Below are 16319 nucleotides of genomic sequence, written 5' to 3'. Positions count from 1 at the left end.
CAAAATTTTGTTTGCCATATTTCATGGGCTATTGTATGTTAAATTACATAGCCGATTAAAAATTAAAACGAAATGAGTGTGTTACATGTCTACAAGGGATACTAGGGAGAGAACTTCACCACAGTATGAATCATTCCATGAGTTATACAAGAACAATACGACAAAAGCCCTGACGGAAAAAGCCAAGGCATTGAAGTTAGTCAACTATAGCAAGTTGAACAAAAAAGAACTTGTTCTAGCGATTATGGAAGCACAAATGGAAAAAGACGGCAATTATTATATGGAAGGTGTCCTAGATGATATCCAACCAGATGGTTACGGTTTTTTAAGAACGGTTAACTTCTCTAAAGGCGAAAAAGATATTTATATCTCTGCAAGTCAGATACGTCGCTTTGAAATTAAACGAGGCGATAAAGTAACTGGGAAAGTACGTAAACCAAAAGAGAATGAAAAATATTATGGTTTATTACAAGTGGATTTTGTTAATGATCATAATGCCGAGGAAGTTAAGAAAAGACCTCACTTTCAAGCTTTAACACCCCTTTATCCAGAAGAACGAATCAAGTTAGAAACAGCCCCTCACAACTATTCAACACGTGTTATGGATTTAGTTACACCGATTGGTCTTGGACAACGTGGTTTAATTGTTGCGCCACCTAAAGCAGGTAAAACTTCACTATTAAAAGAAATTGCGAATGCGATTGTTGCGAATAAACCGAGTGCTAAATTATTTATTCTTTTGGTGGGTGAACGTCCAGAAGAGGTAACAGATTTAGAACGCTCAGTTGATGAAGCAGAAGTGGTACATTCAACTTTTGATGAGCATCCGAAACATCATGTAAAGGTAGCAGAATTACTATTAGAACGTGCCAAGCGTCTTGTGGAAATTGGTGAAGATGTCATTATTCTAATGGATTCTATTACACGACTTGCACGTGCTTATAACTTAGTTGTACCACCAAGTGGTCGAACATTATCAGGGGGGTTAGATCCAGCTTCATTGCATGGACCTAAGGCATTTTTTGGTGCAGCTCGTAACATTGAAGCGGGTGGAAGCTTAACGATATTAGCAACGGCACTTGTAGATACGGGTTCACGCATGGATGATATGATTTACGAAGAGTTCAAAGGAACGGGCAATATGGAATTACACTTAGACCGTCGACTTTCAGAACGCCGTGTTTTCCCTGCGATTGATATTGTGCGCAGTTCAACACGTAAAGAGGAATTATTGATTCCAAAAGATGAATTAGAAAGCTTATGGCAGTTGCGTAATATGTTCTCAAACGCACCAGATTTTACAGAGCGTTTTATGAGAAAGTTAAAAAAGACAAAAACAAACGAAGAATTTTTTGAAGAACTGCAAAAGAGTGCGGCCGAAAGTACAAAAACAGGACGTCCTATCATTTAATATGAAATTATCGTGTATAGGGTTGCTTTTTAAATAACGACCCTTTATAATGATTAAGTATTGGGTAAAAACTCACAAATAACTCTGTTCCAGATGGTTCAGGGCAAAGGAGCTGAAAAGAATGAAACCAGGAATTCATCCAGAATATCGTAAAGTTATCTTTTTAGATACAACGACTAACTTTAAGTTTTTAAGTGGATCAACTAAATCAACTAGTGAAACAATGGAATGGGAAGATGGTAACGAATACCCAGTTATCCGTTTAGATATCTCTTCTGATTCACATCCATTCTACACAGGACGTCAAAAGTTTGCTGCTGCAGACGGTCGTGTGGAACGTTTCAACAAAAAATTTGGTCTCAAATCAAACAACTAATGTATGTTCAAGCATTCTCAACTTACTTGAGGATGCTTTTTTTAATGCAAATAAAAGATAAATTATAATGAGCAAAAGTTTGTGATATAATAAAGTGATTTGTTTTAAAAAGGTGGAAAAAAGTCATGTATGAAGCGTATCATTCGGGATGGATAGAATGTATTACTGGCAGTATGTTTAGTGGTAAGTCAGAAGAATTAATTCGTCGATTACGCCGCGGTGTCTACGCAAAGCAAAAAGTAGTCGTATTCAAGCCGCTAATCGATGATCGTTATCATAAAGAAAAAGTCGTATCACATAATGGGAATGCAATCGAAGCAGTAAATATTTCTTCTGCTGATGAGATCATGCAGTATGATTTAAAAGGCGTCGATATTGTAGGGATAGATGAGATACAATTTTTCGACCGCGAAATTGTAGATGTCGCAACATCACTTGCTGAAAAAGGGTATCGTGTCATAACAGCAGGCTTAGATATGGACTTCAAAGGAGAACCTTTTGATCCTGTACCAGAGATGTTGGCAGTGAGTGAGCATATTACGAAGTTGCAAGCCGTATGTGCAGTGTGTGGGGCATCATCAAGTCGAACACAACGTCTGATTGATGGCAAGCCAGCGAAAGTAGATGACCCGATTATTTTAGTTGGGGCCAATGAAAGCTATGAACCACGTTGTCGTGCGCATCATGTTGTGTTGCCGAGTGACAAAGTAGAGGAGGACAATAAATAATGTTTGATCAATTAGATATTGTAGAAGAAAGATATGAACAATTAAACGAATTATTAAGTGATCCAGATGTTGTAAGTGATGCGAATAAGTTGCGTCAATATTCAAAAGAACAATCAGATCTACAAAAGACAGTCGATGTATATCGTCAATATAAACAAGTAAAAGAAGATAGTGAAGAAATTGAATTAATGATGGCTGAAACAGACGATCAAGATGAAATTGATATGTTAAAACAAGATGCCAATGAATTAAAAGCACAAATACCAGAGTTAGAAGAACGACTCAAAATTTTATTAATTCCAAAAGACCCGAACGATGAAAAAGACGTTATCGTTGAGATTCGTGCGGCAGCAGGTGGAGATGAAGCGGCTATCTTTGCTGGGGATTTATTCCGTATGTATTCAAAATTTGCGGAATCACAAAGTTTAAAAACAGAAGTCGTGGAAGCAACTGAAAGTGATCACGGTGGTTACAAAGAAATTAGTTTCTCTGTAACAGGACAAGATGCCTACAGTAAATTAAAATTTGAAAATGGTGCACACCGTGTACAACGTGTTCCTGAAACAGAGTCAGGTGGACGTATTCATACATCAACAGCAACAGTAGCAGTCTTACCTGAAGTTGAAGATGTTGAAATCGAAATCCGTAAAGAAGACTTGCAAATTGATACGTACCGTTCAAGTGGTGCGGGTGGTCAGCACGTCAATACAACAGACTCAGCTGTGCGTATTACCCACATCCCAACAGGTGTAATTGCGACATCATCTGAAAAGTCACAAATTCAAAACCGTGAAAAAGCGATGAAAGTATTGAAAGCACGTCTATATGATATGAAGCTACAAGAAGAACAACAAAAGTATGCGGCACAACGTAAATCAGCAGTAGGTACGGGTGACCGTTCAGAACGTATTCGTACTTATAACTATCCACAAAGTCGTGTGACAGACCACCGTATTGGTTTAACATTACAAAAATTAGACCAAATTATGGAAGGTAAGTTGGATGAAGTGATTGATGCATTGACAATGCACGAACAAACTGAAAAGTTGAAAGAGCTTAATAGTGGTGAGCTATAAACAGTGGCTCTCTCAAGCTAAGGCGGAGGCAAGTCATGCGGATGTAGAAACAACTGCTGTAGAATGGCTGTTGCTTGATTTATTGAAGTGGACGCGCGTCAATCTTCTTATTGATGGAGATACAATGATGTCAGAGACTGATAAAGTACTGTTGAATAGCGGATTAGAACGGCTTTTATCAGGAGAACCTGTACAATATATTACTGGGGAAGCAACATTTTATGGTCGTACGTACCATGTGGATTCACGTGTGCTGATTCCTCGACCAGAGACAGAAGAAGTGTTTGCGACATTTATTGAGCAATGTCCTAAGTCAGGCTGTATCGCTGATATTGGCACAGGGTCAGGTATTATCGCCTTAACACTTCAGCAAGAATGTCCACATTTAGAAGTATGGGCCTCTGATATATCACCAGATGCCTTAGCAGTTACCCGTCAAAATGCAGAACGACATCATGTATCGATTCAACTACTTGAAGGTAGTGTCTTGAATCCATTTATTGAAAAGGGCATACGGTTAGACGGCTTAATTAGTAATCCACCGTATATAGGTAGAGATGAAATCGCTCAAATGGGACAAAGTGTCGTTGCACATGAGCCACATCTTGCATTATTTGCTGAAGATGATGGCTATGCTATTTATGATGCATTATTAAGTGCGCTACCAAAAGTGATGAATGATGATGCGCCTATTGTATTTGAAATTGGCTATCAGCAAGGCGCAAAGTTATGTGATATGGCAAAACAATATTATCCACATTTAGAGCCGAAAGTGATATCAGACATTAACGGTAATCCACGTATCTTTTATATGCAGTGGAAAATACCATCATAAAAAATAAGGTTATGACATAGTTGATGATTCGACTGTGCATAACCTTTTGTTTTGCAGTAAAATAGAAGAGAAGAGAGGTGTTTAACTTGGCGAAAACTACAATATGGGATGTACGCGACTTTACGTCTAACCTGATAGAGTACCCATATTTATCGGATATTATTGAAACATACAAACAAGGTGGATTGGTTGCTTTGCCCACCGAAACAGTGTACGGCTTAGGGGCTGATGCAACGAATGATGATGCTGTAAAACGCATTTATGAAGCGAAGGGACGACCATCGGACAACCCTCTTATTGTTCATATTTATGATACGAAACAGCTGGAGGATTTTGTTGAGTCTATTTCTGAAGCAACAGAAAGACTCATGGAAGCATTTTGGCCAGGGCCTATTACATTTATTTTACCTTTAAAAGAAGGTGTTCTTTGTGATCGTGTGACAGGTGGGCTTAACTCTGTGGCAGTCAGAATGCCAAGTCACCCCGTTGCGCGTGCGTTACTTAAAGAAGTAGATTTGCCGATTGCTGCACCAAGTGCAAACTTAAGTGGCAGACCGTCACCTACTACTTTTGAACATGTGTTTCATGATTTAGATGGACGTATTGATGGTATCATCCAATCTACACAAAGTGATGCCGGCTTAGAAAGTACCGTTTTAGATTGTACGTCGTTCCCATTTCGCATTGCAAGACCTGGAACGATTACGCGAAGTATGTTGAATGAGATTCTCCCTAATGGTATCGATGCATTAGTTGAAACTTCAACGGACAAGCCAATTGCGCCAGGCATGAAATATAAGCACTATGCACCCGAAACACCTTTGAAAATATTTGAAAGACTAGAAGGTCCTATTGAAACAACTGATGAGAAAGATTGGTCTAAGATAGCATTTCTTTTACCAGCAAGTCTTTTGCCTTTTATTCCGAAACAGGCACAAACTATTGTTTTGAGTACGTCTGAAACTGATATTCAACAAGCCAATCACAATTTGTACGCAGCTTTACATGAATTAGATCAACTAGAGGATATTGAACAAGCTTTTATATATGGCTATCCGAATATGGAAGAGGCAGAAGCTTTGCATAACCGTATGGAGAAGGCTGCGAATCATATTTATGTTAAGGAGGAATGGTGATGAAGGTTATCTTCGTATGTACAGGTAACACATGCCGTAGTCCAATGGCAGAAGGAATTGCACGCAGTTATTTACAAGGGCATGAAATCTTTTCGAGAGGTATTATGGCACAAGAGGGCGCCCCGATTGCGACACATACACAAAAGCTATTAGAACAACACGACCATCCAATTCCTGAAGGCGCTACGCCATTTTCTAATGATGATACTGACGCAGATCTCATTTTGACGATGACCTCTTCACATGCGCATCATATCAGAATGTTATATGGTGAATCATTATCAGTAATGACATTAAGTGAATATGTTGGTGAGACAGGAGAAGTACCAGATCCGTTTGGTGGTTCCTATGAAACATATATTGAAACTTTTGAGCAATTAACATTTCTCATTCAACAACTGCAGAAAAAACTTGATACAGAATTAGTATGAGTCATATAAAAAATAAGTTATAATAGTAAACATACAGCACGTTTAGGGTTCTAAGAATGGTCTGTATCGTTTCAGTCATACATATTCTTAAGGAGGTTGTTATGATGAAAGACTTCAAGCAGTTATTGCAAGAACTCAAGTCAAAATCTTTTTTCGTGGAAGGAGAACTTTGTGTGATTGGATGTTCTACTTCAGAGGTGCAAGGTGATCGAATTGGGACAGCAGGTTCATTAGACATTGCGCAAGAACTTTATGACGCATTGGTTGATGTTCAAAAGGAAACGGGTGTATCTTTTGCGTTCCAAGGATGTGAGCATATCAATCGTGCCTTAACAATTGAACGAGAAGCGTATGATCCATATACCATGGAACTCGTTTCAGTTGTGCCGGATACCCATGCAGGAGGTTCGTTAGCAACATATGCTTATCGCCATATGAAAGATCCTGTTGTTGTGGAATTTATTCGAGCAGATAAAGGCATCGATATTGGTCAAACTTTAATCGGTATGCATCTCAAACACGTAGCGGTACCTGTTCGTTGTATGGTCAAACAAATAGGTGATGCAATTGTAACTGTTGCAACAAGCCGTCCGAAGAAGATTGGTGGCGAACGTGCAAAATATCAACTTGATTAGGAAAGAGGGAATGGTCTATGTCATTTATTGCGAAACAAGATAAGGCTGTCTTTGACGCGATTCAAAAGGAATTTAATCGTCAGAACAACAATATTGAATTGATTGCTTCTGAAAACTTTGTCTCTGAAGCAGTAATGGAAGCACAAGGGTCAGTAATGACAAATAAGTATGCTGAAGGTTATCCAGGTCGCCGATACTATGGTGGTTGTGATTTCGTTGATGTAACAGAATCACTTGCCATTGAACGTGCAAAAAAACTTTTTAATGCAGAACATGTAAATGTACAACCTCATTCAGGATCTCAAGCAAATATGGCAGTATACCTTGTTGCACTGGAACATGGTGACACAGTTTTAGGTATGAATTTGAGTCATGGTGGCCATTTGACCCATGGATCACCTGTCAACTTTAGTGGTAAAACATACAACTTTGTTGAATATGGTGTGACTAAAGAAGATGAGCGTATTGATTATGAAGAAGTTCGAAAATTAGCGAAAAAGCATCAGCCGAAATTGATTGTAGCAGGCGCATCTGCCTATTCACGTGAAATTGACTTTAAGAAATTTAAAGAAATTGCAGATGAAGTTGGTGCCAAGTTAATGGTAGACATGGCACACATCGCTGGTTTAGTTGCAACAGGTTTACATCAAAACCCAGTAGAGTATGCGGACTTTGTTACAACAACGACACATAAAACATTACGTGGTCCTCGTGGTGGTATGATTTTATGTAAGGCTGAATACCAAAAAGAGATTGATAAAACAATTTTCCCTGGTATTCAAGGTGGTCCACTTGAACATGTGATTGCTGCAAAAGCAGTTGCATTTGGTGAAGCACTTGAACCTGAATTTAAAGCATATCAAACACAAGTAATTAAAAATGCGAAAACACTTGCAAAAACACTTAAAGATAACGGATTCCGCATCGTATCTGGTGGTACAGACAACCATTTAGTTGCAGTAGATGTGAAAGGTTCTGTAGGCATTACTGGTAAAGTAGCAGAAAAAGTTCTTGATGAAGTGGGCATTACATGTAATAAAAACACAATTCCATTCGATCAAGAAAAACCATTTGTAACAAGTGGTATTCGTCTTGGTACACCAGCTGCAACAACACGTGGATTTGACGAAAAAGCATTTGAAGAAGTCGCACACATTATGAGTGACGTACTTAAGAACCATGAAGACACGAAAGTGCTTGAAGAAGCAAAACAACGTGTTAAAACATTAACAGAAAAATTCCCTTTATATAATAAATAATTCATTGGAGGCATAGCAATGGGAAACGTACAAGTACTAGATCATCCTTTAATTCAACACAAATTAAGTTTTATTCGTGACGTTAATACAGGAACAAAAGCATTCCGTGAACTTGTCGATGAAGTCGGTATGTTAATGGCTTATGAGGTAACACGAAATTTAGAACTAGAAGATGTAGAAATTGAAACACCTGTAACAAAAGCGACAGTGAAACGCTTATCAGGTAAAAAATTAGCATTTATTCCAATTCTACGTGCTGGTTTAGGTATGACAACAGGTATTTTAAACCTTGTTCCAGCTGCACGTATTGGACATGTCGGTTTATATCGTGATCCAGAAACACTTGAAGCAGTTGAGTATTTTGTGAAGTTACCACAAGATATCGAAGAACGTGAAATTATTGTTGTAGACCCTATGTTAGCAACAGGTGCATCAGCGATCGAAGCCATCACATCATTGAAAAAACGTGGTGCAAAAAATATTCGTTTCATGTGTTTAATTGCAGCGCCAGAGGGTGTTGAAAAGTTACAAGCAGCACACGAAGATGTAGATATTTTTATCGCTGCATTAGATGAAAAGTTAGATGAGAATGCTTATATTATTCCAGGTTTAGGTGATGCTGGAGACCGTTTATTCGGTACAAAATAGTCTCTATAAGGAGAAAAATATTAATGAAAAAAATTATGACTATTTTTGGTACGAGACCTGAAGCAATTAAGATGGCACCACTCGTCTTACAATTGCAAAAAGATCCGCTGTTACAACCAGTTGTGGTTGTAACAGCACAACATCGTGAAATGCTTGATACAGTATTGGATACATTTGGAATCGAACCAGACTATGATTTGAACGTTATGACACCAGGGCAAACTTTATCGGAAGTTACATCACGTGTCTTGACTGGTTTGGAGCATATTATACAAGAGGAAAAACCAGACATGATTTTAGTTCATGGTGATACAACAACAACATTCGCGGGTAGTTTAGCGGCATTTTACAATGAAGTTCGTATTGGTCATGTTGAAGCGGGATTACGCACATATAACAAGTATTCACCTTTCCCAGAAGAATTGAATCGTCAAATGACGGGGAATATGGCGGATTTACATTTTGCCCCGACTGTTCAGGCGCGACAAAATCTCTTAAATGAGAATAAGTCAGAACACTCTGTGGTTGTAACAGGTAATACAGCAATTGATGCAATGCGTACAACGATTCATGGAGCGTATGAGTCAGATATTTTGGCAAAACATGAAGGTAAACGTATTGTCTTATTAACTGCACATCGACGTGAAAATATTGGACAGCCAATGGCAGAAATCTTTAAGGCAGCTAGACAAGTTGTGGAAGAAGTTGAAGATGTGGTACTCGTGTATCCAATGCATAAAAATCCTAAAGTACGTGACATTGCACATCAATATTTAGAGGGTCATTCACGTATTGAGCTCATTGAACCATTAGATGTTGTGGATTTTCATAACTTTGCGCACAATGCCTTTTTAATTATGACTGACTCTGGAGGTGTTCAAGAAGAGGCGCCTTCTCTTGGTAAACCTGTACTTGTTTTACGAGATACAACGGAAAGACCAGAGGGTGTTGAAGCGGGCACTTTGAAATTGGTAGGTACTGATGAAGCATCTGTTTACCAGAATTTGATGAAGCTGCTAACAGACACAACAGAGTATGATGCAATGAGTCATGCTAAAAATCCTTATGGAGATGGTTATGCGTCAGAGCGTATTTGTGAACACATCAAATATTATTTTGACTTAATTGATGAAAAACCATTGCCATTTAAAGTAACAAAGTAAATAGGCCTAAATGTGTCTAATTTGTGACAATTTTATTTAAGAATGAAAGCCCTTTTCATTGCACAATTGACACACTTTTGGCCCTATATTATCATGAAAGTTGTATGTGTGAAACGGCTTTCTTATTTGTGTCTTAAGGCAGAAAAGGGGACCAAAAATGAAACGTTTCTATATTAAATCACAGCCATTTTTAACCATTTACATGAGTGTGATTGTGATACTTGTCGTGTTAAACTTGTTGTATCATCACACATTTGTGGTTGGTGTGCTTATCGGGACGCTTGCATCTATGGTGAATACAACCATATTTGAGTATTATCTTTGGCGTGCTCAACATCGTCCTTCAGCTCCAGTTTCAACGGGGAATGGCTGGCGATATTTAGTCGCGATAGTCGCCTGTACCATCTGGTTTTTTAACCAATCTGCAATACATATTGTAGGTGTACTCATTGGGCTAATGATTTCATACGCATTGATTATTTTTCGTCCCTTATTTAAAAGGGGATAGGGGTTATTTTAAAACTGAAAAGAGGTGAAATCCAAAAATGCAACATGAAAATCCTATTGTAACGTGGCACTTCCTAGGTATTGATATTAATTTCAACTTATCTACCATTATGATGCTCTTGATTACGGCGGTCATTGTTTTTGTAATTGCGATTGCATGTACGCGTAACTTACAAAAGAGACCTAAAGGTGCCCAAAACTTCATTGAGTGGGTTTTTGACTTCGTGCGTGGTGTTATTGAAAGCAACATGGCATGGAAAACAGGGGGGCAATTCCACTTCTTAGCTGTGACGTTGATTCTATTTATCTTTGTCGCAAATATGTTGGGATTACCAATGTCATTAGTTGTCGGTCATACGTTATGGTGGAAATCACCAACAGCTGACCCGCATGTAACGTTGACACTTGCGACAATGATGGTGTTATTAACACACTATTACGGCGTCAAGATGCGTGGTGCCAAAGCTTACGCGAAAGGGTATGCAACACCATATACAGCGTTACTGCCTATCAACATCTTTGAAGAATTTTCTTCAACATTAACACTTGGTTTACGTCTTTACGGTAACATCTATGCCGGTGAGATCTTATTAGGCTTATTAGCAGGTGTTACCACAACAGCAGTTGGTTGGATTATCGGTATTCCGGGTCTGATTGTTTGGCAAGGCTTCTCAATCTTTATCGGAACAATCCAAGCATATATCTTTATCATGTTATCAATGGTATACATGTCACACAAAGTGGCAGACAACCATTAAATAAAAATAATATAAGTTTATACATTTAGGAGGAAATATATAATGAATTTAATCGCAGCAGCAATCGCAATCGGTTTATCAGCATTAGGTGCAGGTATTGGTAACGGTCTTATCGTATCTAGAACAGTAGAAGGTGTCGCTCGTCAACCAGAAGCACGTACACAATTAATGTCAATCATGTTCATCGGTATCGGTTTAGTTGAAGCACTTCCAATCATCGGCGTAGTTATTACATTTATCGTATTATTCCAATAATCAAACACACGAGTATTGGTAACAAAAGCCATGACGATATCGAGATAATGCCTTGTATCGAACAAGTGTAATTGTCTGCGGCGAAGTCTAACTCATGATAGGCCTTCGCCATTCGTTTTATGTAATGAATGAAATGATTGAAAGGAGTGTACAGCATAGTGACTGCCAACTTATTTACCTTTGCAGCTGGAAGTGGCGTTAACATCGGTGATATTGCCGTAACTTTGGTAACATTCACGATTTTATTAGTGCTACTGAAAAAATATGCATGGGGACCATTAAAACAAGTGATGGACGATCGTGAACGTTCTATCAATAAAGATATTGATGATGCGGAACAAGCGAAATTAAATGCGCAACGTCTTGAAGAAGAAAATCAAAAAATCTTGAAAGAAACACAAGATGAAGTTCATAAAATTATTGAAGATGCGAAGTTACAAGCACGTCGTCAACAAGAAGAAATCATCCACGAAGCCAATAAACGTGCGAATGGTATGATTGAAACAGCACAAAGTGAGATTAACAGCGAGAAAGAACGTGCGTTAGCTGAAATTAATAACCAAGTATCAGAGCTTTCAGTATTAATTGCATCAAAAGTTTTACGCAAAGAAATTTCTGAGCAAGATCAGAAAGCACTCGTTGAAAAGTACATTAAAGAGGTAGGGGATAAATAATGGCTAATGTAGCTCAAAAATATGCCCAAGCACTTTTCGATGTTGCTTTGAAAGCAGAAGTGTTAACGCAAGTTTATGGTGAACTCACTGAAATCCATACTGCGATTCAAAATCAAAAACGTGATTTAGCAACAATGGATTATGAACCAAAAATTACAGCAAATGAACGTCGTCAATTGGTAGATGACGTATTTAAAGGTGTACACCCATACTTATTAAATACATTAAAAGTCATTGCGACACAACGCAATTTCCGTCTTTTACCTGACATTTATCGTGCATTTGAAGAGAGTTATTATGCATTTCATGGGCTTGCTGATGCTTACGTTGAAACAGCAGCATCACTTTCTGAAGAAGAGTTAGAACAAGTGAAACATGCTTTACTTGATCGTACAGGTTTAAAAGATTTAAATTTACACACAACAGTTAACCCAGACTTGATTGGTGGCGTACGTGTGAAGATTGGAACAAAAGTCTATGATGGCTCAATCCAAAACGATTTAAATCAACTTGTGAAACAGTTTAGCAGAGTTAATTAATTACGATATAAAAGAGGAGTGACATAGATGGCCATAAAAGCTGAAGAGATTAGTGCATTACTTCGCTCACAAATTGAAAACTATGAGTCTGAGATGTCAGTAACAGATGTAGGTACAGTTATTCAAATTGGTGACGGTATTGCATTAGTTCACGGATTAAATGACGTTATGGCTGGGGAATTATTAGAGTTCCATAACGGCGTTCTTGGATTGGCTCAAAACTTAGAAGAAACAAACGTTGGGGTCGTTATTTTAGGACCTTTCGACGATATTAAAGAAGGCGACGAAGTGAAACGTACAGGTCGTATTATGGAAGTACCTGTTGGTGAAGAACTTATCGGCCGTGTTGTAAACCCATTAGGTCAACCAATTGATGGTCAAGGCCCATTAAATACAACAAAAACTCGTCCAATCGAGAAAAAAGCAACTGGTGTTATGGCGCGTAAATCTGTAGATGAGCCTTTACAAACAGGTATCAAAGCTATTGACGCACTTGTACCAATTGGTCGTGGTCAACGTGAGTTAATCATCGGTGACCGTCAAACAGGTAAAACAACAGTTGCTATCGATACAATCTTAAACCAAAAAGATCAAGATATGATCTGTGTTTATGTTGCAATCGGTCAAAAAGAATCAACTGTTCGTGCATCAGTTGAAAAATTACGTCAAGCAGGTGCATTAGACTACACAATCGTTGTTTCAGCATCTGCAGCACAACCAGCACCAATGTTATACATTGCACCATATGCAGGTGTATCTATTGCTGAAGAATTTATGTTCAACGGTAAACACGTATTAATCGTATATGATGACTTAACAAAACAAGCGGCAGCATACCGTGAGTTATCATTATTATTACGTCGTCCACCAGGCCGTGAAGCTTACCCAGGTGATGTATTCTACCTACATAGCCGTTTATTAGAGCGTGCTGCTAAGCTTAACGATGATTTAGGTGGCGGTTCTATCACTGCCTTACCATTCGTAGAGACACAAGCAGGGGATATCTCAGCATATGTCCCAACTAACGTAATCTCTATCACTGATGGACAAATCTTCTTACAATCTGACTTATTCTTCTCTGGTATTCGTCCTGCCATCAATGCAGGTTTATCAGTATCACGTGTAGGTGGTTCTGCACAGATTAAAGCGATGAAGAAGGTTGCAGGTACATTACGTCTTGACCTTGCATCATATCGTGAGCTTGAGTCATTCGCTCAATTCGGTTCAGATTTAGATGAAGCGACATCACGTAAACTTGAACGTGGTAAGAGAACGGTTGAAGTTTTAAAACAAGACCAAAACAAACCACTTCCAGTAGAACATCAAGTATTAATTATTTATGCTTTAACACGCGATTATCTTGATGATATTCCAGTTGAAGATATCACACGCTTTGAAGACGAAATCATTGAATGGACAAAAGCCAATGCGAACGACATTTTCACAGAAATCCGTGAAACAGGTGGCTTACCAGCAGATGAGAAATTTGAAGCTGCGATCAACGAATTCAAAAAAAGCTTCAAAAAAACAGAGCAATAATTGATATTTAATTGATGAAGGTGGTGAGATAGTGGCTTCTTTAAAAGAAATAGATTCTCGTATAAAATCAACCAAAAAGATGAAACAAATTACGAGTGCAATGAACATGGTATCGAACTCCAAACTACGTAAGGCTGAGAAAAATGCGAAAACATTTAGACCTTACATGGATAAAATGCAAGATGCAGTGACTGCGATTGCAGGTACCAATACGTCATCTTCACATCCAATGCTTGTCAAAAGACCTGTGAAACGCGTAGGTTATATGGTCTTAACAAGTGATCGTGGTTTAGCAGGTGCTTATAACGCGAACGTATTAAAGACAATGATACGTGATATTGAATCACGTCATCAAAGTCCTGAAGAATACAGCATCATTGTCCTTGGGCAAATTGGTGTATCATTCTTACAAAACCGTGGTTATCAAGTAGCGAATGCCCTAACAGACATTCCAGACCAACCATCATTTAAGGCAGTACAAGCGATTGCGAAACGTGCCGTTGACTTATATGTTGGCGAAGAAATTGACGAATTGCATGTATATTACAGCCATTATATTAGTGTTATTGAAAACAAACCGACAAGCAGACAGTTGTTACCATTATCTTCTGAGAGCGCAAGTGAAGGCCGTGGAAACATGGCATCATACGAATTTGAACCGGATAAAGAATCAATTTTAGAAGTATTGTTACCACAATATATTGAGAGTTTGATTTACGGTACAATTTTAGATGCGAAAGCAAGTGAACACGCATCACGTATGAACGCAATGAAGAATGCGTCTGATAATGCAACTGAAATGATTGATGATTTATCTTTAGAATTCAACCGTGCGCGTCAAGCAGCCATCACGCAACAAATTACGGAAATTGTTGGTGGTTCAGCAGCATTGGAATAATTTGATTATAAGGAGGAACAAACATGGGATTAGGCCGTGTAACTCAGGTCATGGGTCCAGTCATCGACGTGCGTTTTGAGCATGATGAAATGCCAAACATTAACAATGCACTTGTGATTGAAGTACCTAGAGATGGCGAATCTGAGAGTTTAACTTTAGAAGTTGCGCTACACTTAGGTGACGACGTTGTACGTACAATTGCAATGGACTCAACTGACGGTGTGCAACGTGGTGCAGAAGTAAAAGATACTGGGGCTCCAATTAGTGTGCCAGTAGGTGATGCGACATTAGGTCGAGTATTTAATGTATTAGGTGATCACATTGATTTAGATGGTGAAATCGATGCGTCAGTACGTCGTGATCCAATTCATCGTCAAGCACCAACATTTGATGAACTCTCTACAGAAGTAGAAATTTTAGAAACAGGTATTAAAGTTGTTGACTTATTAGCCCCTTATATTAAAGGTGGTAAAATCGGATTATTCGGTGGTGCCGGAGTAGGTAAAACAGTATTAATTCAAGAATTAATCAACAACATCGCTCAAGAACACGGTGGTATTTCAGTATTCGCTGGTGTAGGTGAGCGTACTCGTGAAGGTAACGACCTTTACTACGAAATGAAAGACAGTGGCGTTATCGCTAAAACAGCAATGGTATTTGGTCAAATGAACGAACCACCTGGTGCACGTATGCGTGTAGTATTATCTGGTTTAACAATGGCAGAATACTTCCGTGATGAACAAGGTCAAGACGTACTATTGTTCATCGACAACATCTTCCGTTTTACTCAAGCAGGTTCAGAGGTATCAGCGTTATTAGGCCGTATGCCTTCTGCCGTAGGTTACCAACCAACACTTGCTACGGAAATGGGTCAATTACAAGAGCGTATCACTTCTACAACAAAAGGTTCAGTAACATCTATCCAAGCGGTATTCGTACCTGCCGATGACTATACTGACCCAGCGCCAGCGACAGCTTTCGCTCACTTAGATGCAACAACTAACTTGGAACGTAAATTGAGTGAGATGGGTATTTACCCAGCGGTAGACCCATTAGCGTCTACATCACGTGCACTTGAACCAACAATCGTGGGACAAGAACACTATGAAGTTGCGCGTCAAGTACAATCAACACTTCAAAAATATCGTGAATTACAAGATATCATTGCCATTCTTGGTATGGATGAATTGTCTGATGAAGATAAGAAAACAGTTGAACGCGCACGTCGTATTCAATTCTTCTTATCACAAAACTTCCACGTAGCAGAACAATTTACAGGTCAACCAGGTTCATATGTACCAGTTAAAGAGACTGTTCAAGACTTCAAAGCAATCTTAGAAGGTAAATATGACCATATCCCTGAAGATGCATTCCGTTTAGTGGGTGGCATTGATGATGTACTTGCTAAAGCAAAAGATATGGGTGTTGAAGTATAATTCAAATTAGGAGGC

Annotated in this window: 19 protein-coding genes; all 19 read left to right on the top strand. The window is 38.7% G+C overall.

Going from position 1 to position 16319, the window contains the following annotated elements; all coding sequences use genetic code 11:
• Positions 1 to 85 precede the first annotated feature (85 nt).
• The 19 genes from rho to atpD all read left to right on the top strand — a co-directional run bounded on the left by rho (position 86) and on the right by atpD (position 16304).
• The gene (gene rho / locus MUA88_RS08480; RefSeq protein ID WP_262603741.1) at positions 86 to 1411 is read left to right on the top strand and encodes a transcription termination factor Rho; all 1326 of its coding nucleotides are present in this window, start codon (positions 86 to 88) and stop codon (positions 1409 to 1411) included.
• Between the two features lie 121 nt (positions 1412 to 1532).
• A complete protein-coding gene (locus tag MUA88_RS08475; RefSeq protein ID WP_262603740.1) occupies positions 1533 to 1787 on the top strand; it encodes a type B 50S ribosomal protein L31 in 255 nt (84 codons plus the stop codon).
• A 125-nt stretch (positions 1788 to 1912) separates the two neighbouring features.
• On the top strand, positions 1913 to 2515 hold the full coding sequence (locus MUA88_RS08470; protein ID WP_262603739.1) for a thymidine kinase: 603 nt from the start codon (positions 1913 to 1915) through the stop codon (positions 2513 to 2515).
• A complete protein-coding gene (prfA, locus tag MUA88_RS08465) occupies positions 2515 to 3591 on the top strand; it encodes a peptide chain release factor 1 (RefSeq protein WP_262603738.1) in 1077 nt (358 codons plus the stop codon). The genes MUA88_RS08470 and prfA overlap by 1 nt, the downstream gene beginning before the upstream one ends.
• Positions 3581 to 4426: a peptide chain release factor N(5)-glutamine methyltransferase gene (prmC, locus tag MUA88_RS08460; protein WP_262603737.1), complete on the top strand. Its 846-nt coding sequence runs from the start codon at positions 3581 to 3583 to the stop codon at positions 4424 to 4426. The genes prfA and prmC overlap by 11 nt, the downstream gene beginning before the upstream one ends.
• Before the next feature lie 86 nt (positions 4427 to 4512).
• On the top strand, positions 4513 to 5562 hold the full coding sequence (locus MUA88_RS08455) for an L-threonylcarbamoyladenylate synthase (RefSeq protein WP_262605397.1): 1050 nt from the start codon (positions 4513 to 4515) through the stop codon (positions 5560 to 5562).
• Positions 5562 to 5993: a low molecular weight protein arginine phosphatase gene (locus MUA88_RS08450; protein ID WP_262603735.1), complete on the top strand. Its 432-nt coding sequence runs from the start codon at positions 5562 to 5564 to the stop codon at positions 5991 to 5993. Before MUA88_RS08455 ends, MUA88_RS08450 begins: the two co-directional genes overlap by 1 nt.
• Before the next feature lie 104 nt (positions 5994 to 6097).
• Positions 6098 to 6628, top strand: a complete 531-nt coding sequence (locus tag MUA88_RS08445; protein ID WP_262605153.1) for a TIGR01440 family protein — start codon at positions 6098 to 6100, stop codon at positions 6626 to 6628.
• A 17-nt stretch (positions 6629 to 6645) separates the two neighbouring features.
• Positions 6646 to 7887 carry a serine hydroxymethyltransferase gene (glyA, locus tag MUA88_RS08440; protein WP_262605396.1) on the top strand — a complete coding sequence of 414 codons (1242 nt, stop codon included), beginning with the start codon at positions 6646 to 6648 and terminating at the stop codon, positions 7885 to 7887.
• Positions 7888 to 7905: 18 nt separating this feature from the next.
• Positions 7906 to 8535 (top strand): uracil phosphoribosyltransferase, encoded by a 630-nt coding sequence (upp, locus tag MUA88_RS08435; protein ID WP_262603733.1) that lies wholly within the window; start codon positions 7906 to 7908, stop codon positions 8533 to 8535.
• A 23-nt stretch (positions 8536 to 8558) separates the two neighbouring features.
• The gene (gene wecB, locus MUA88_RS08430) at positions 8559 to 9698 is read left to right on the top strand and encodes a non-hydrolyzing UDP-N-acetylglucosamine 2-epimerase (RefSeq protein WP_262603732.1); all 1140 of its coding nucleotides are present in this window, start codon (positions 8559 to 8561) and stop codon (positions 9696 to 9698) included.
• Between the two features lie 157 nt (positions 9699 to 9855).
• Positions 9856 to 10206 carry an ATP synthase subunit I gene (locus MUA88_RS08425; RefSeq protein WP_262603731.1) on the top strand — a complete coding sequence of 117 codons (351 nt, stop codon included), beginning with the start codon at positions 9856 to 9858 and terminating at the stop codon, positions 10204 to 10206.
• A gap of 37 nt (positions 10207 to 10243) precedes the next feature.
• Positions 10244 to 10963: a F0F1 ATP synthase subunit A gene (gene atpB / locus MUA88_RS08420; protein ID WP_262603730.1), complete on the top strand. Its 720-nt coding sequence runs from the start codon at positions 10244 to 10246 to the stop codon at positions 10961 to 10963.
• 42 nt (positions 10964 to 11005) lie between these two features.
• On the top strand, positions 11006 to 11218 hold the full coding sequence (atpE, locus tag MUA88_RS08415) for a F0F1 ATP synthase subunit C (RefSeq protein ID WP_044359165.1): 213 nt from the start codon (positions 11006 to 11008) through the stop codon (positions 11216 to 11218).
• A 158-nt stretch (positions 11219 to 11376) separates the two neighbouring features.
• Positions 11377 to 11892 carry a F0F1 ATP synthase subunit B gene (locus tag MUA88_RS08410; protein ID WP_262559315.1) on the top strand — a complete coding sequence of 172 codons (516 nt, stop codon included), beginning with the start codon at positions 11377 to 11379 and terminating at the stop codon, positions 11890 to 11892.
• Complete coding sequence (locus tag MUA88_RS08405; RefSeq protein WP_262605395.1) at positions 11892 to 12431, top strand: F0F1 ATP synthase subunit delta; 540 nt, start codon at positions 11892 to 11894, stop codon at positions 12429 to 12431. Before MUA88_RS08410 ends, MUA88_RS08405 begins: the two co-directional genes overlap by 1 nt.
• 27 nt (positions 12432 to 12458) lie before the next feature.
• Positions 12459 to 13970: a F0F1 ATP synthase subunit alpha gene (gene atpA / locus MUA88_RS08400; RefSeq protein WP_262605394.1), complete on the top strand. Its 1512-nt coding sequence runs from the start codon at positions 12459 to 12461 to the stop codon at positions 13968 to 13970.
• A 31-nt stretch (positions 13971 to 14001) separates the two neighbouring features.
• Positions 14002 to 14868 carry an ATP synthase F1 subunit gamma gene (gene atpG, locus MUA88_RS08395; protein WP_262605393.1) on the top strand — a complete coding sequence of 289 codons (867 nt, stop codon included), beginning with the start codon at positions 14002 to 14004 and terminating at the stop codon, positions 14866 to 14868.
• 23 nt (positions 14869 to 14891) lie between these two features.
• Positions 14892 to 16304 carry a F0F1 ATP synthase subunit beta gene (gene atpD, locus MUA88_RS08390; protein ID WP_262605392.1) on the top strand — a complete coding sequence of 471 codons (1413 nt, stop codon included), beginning with the start codon at positions 14892 to 14894 and terminating at the stop codon, positions 16302 to 16304.
• The last annotated feature ends 15 nt before the right edge of the window (positions 16305 to 16319 follow it).

Origin of the sequence: Staphylococcus sp. IVB6240, from assembly GCF_025558425.1 — a bacterium.
Classification (GTDB): domain Bacteria; phylum Bacillota; class Bacilli; order Staphylococcales; family Staphylococcaceae; genus Staphylococcus.
The sequence above is the reverse complement of the archived record's forward strand: the minus strand, read 5'-3'. Positions and strand labels throughout refer to the sequence as shown.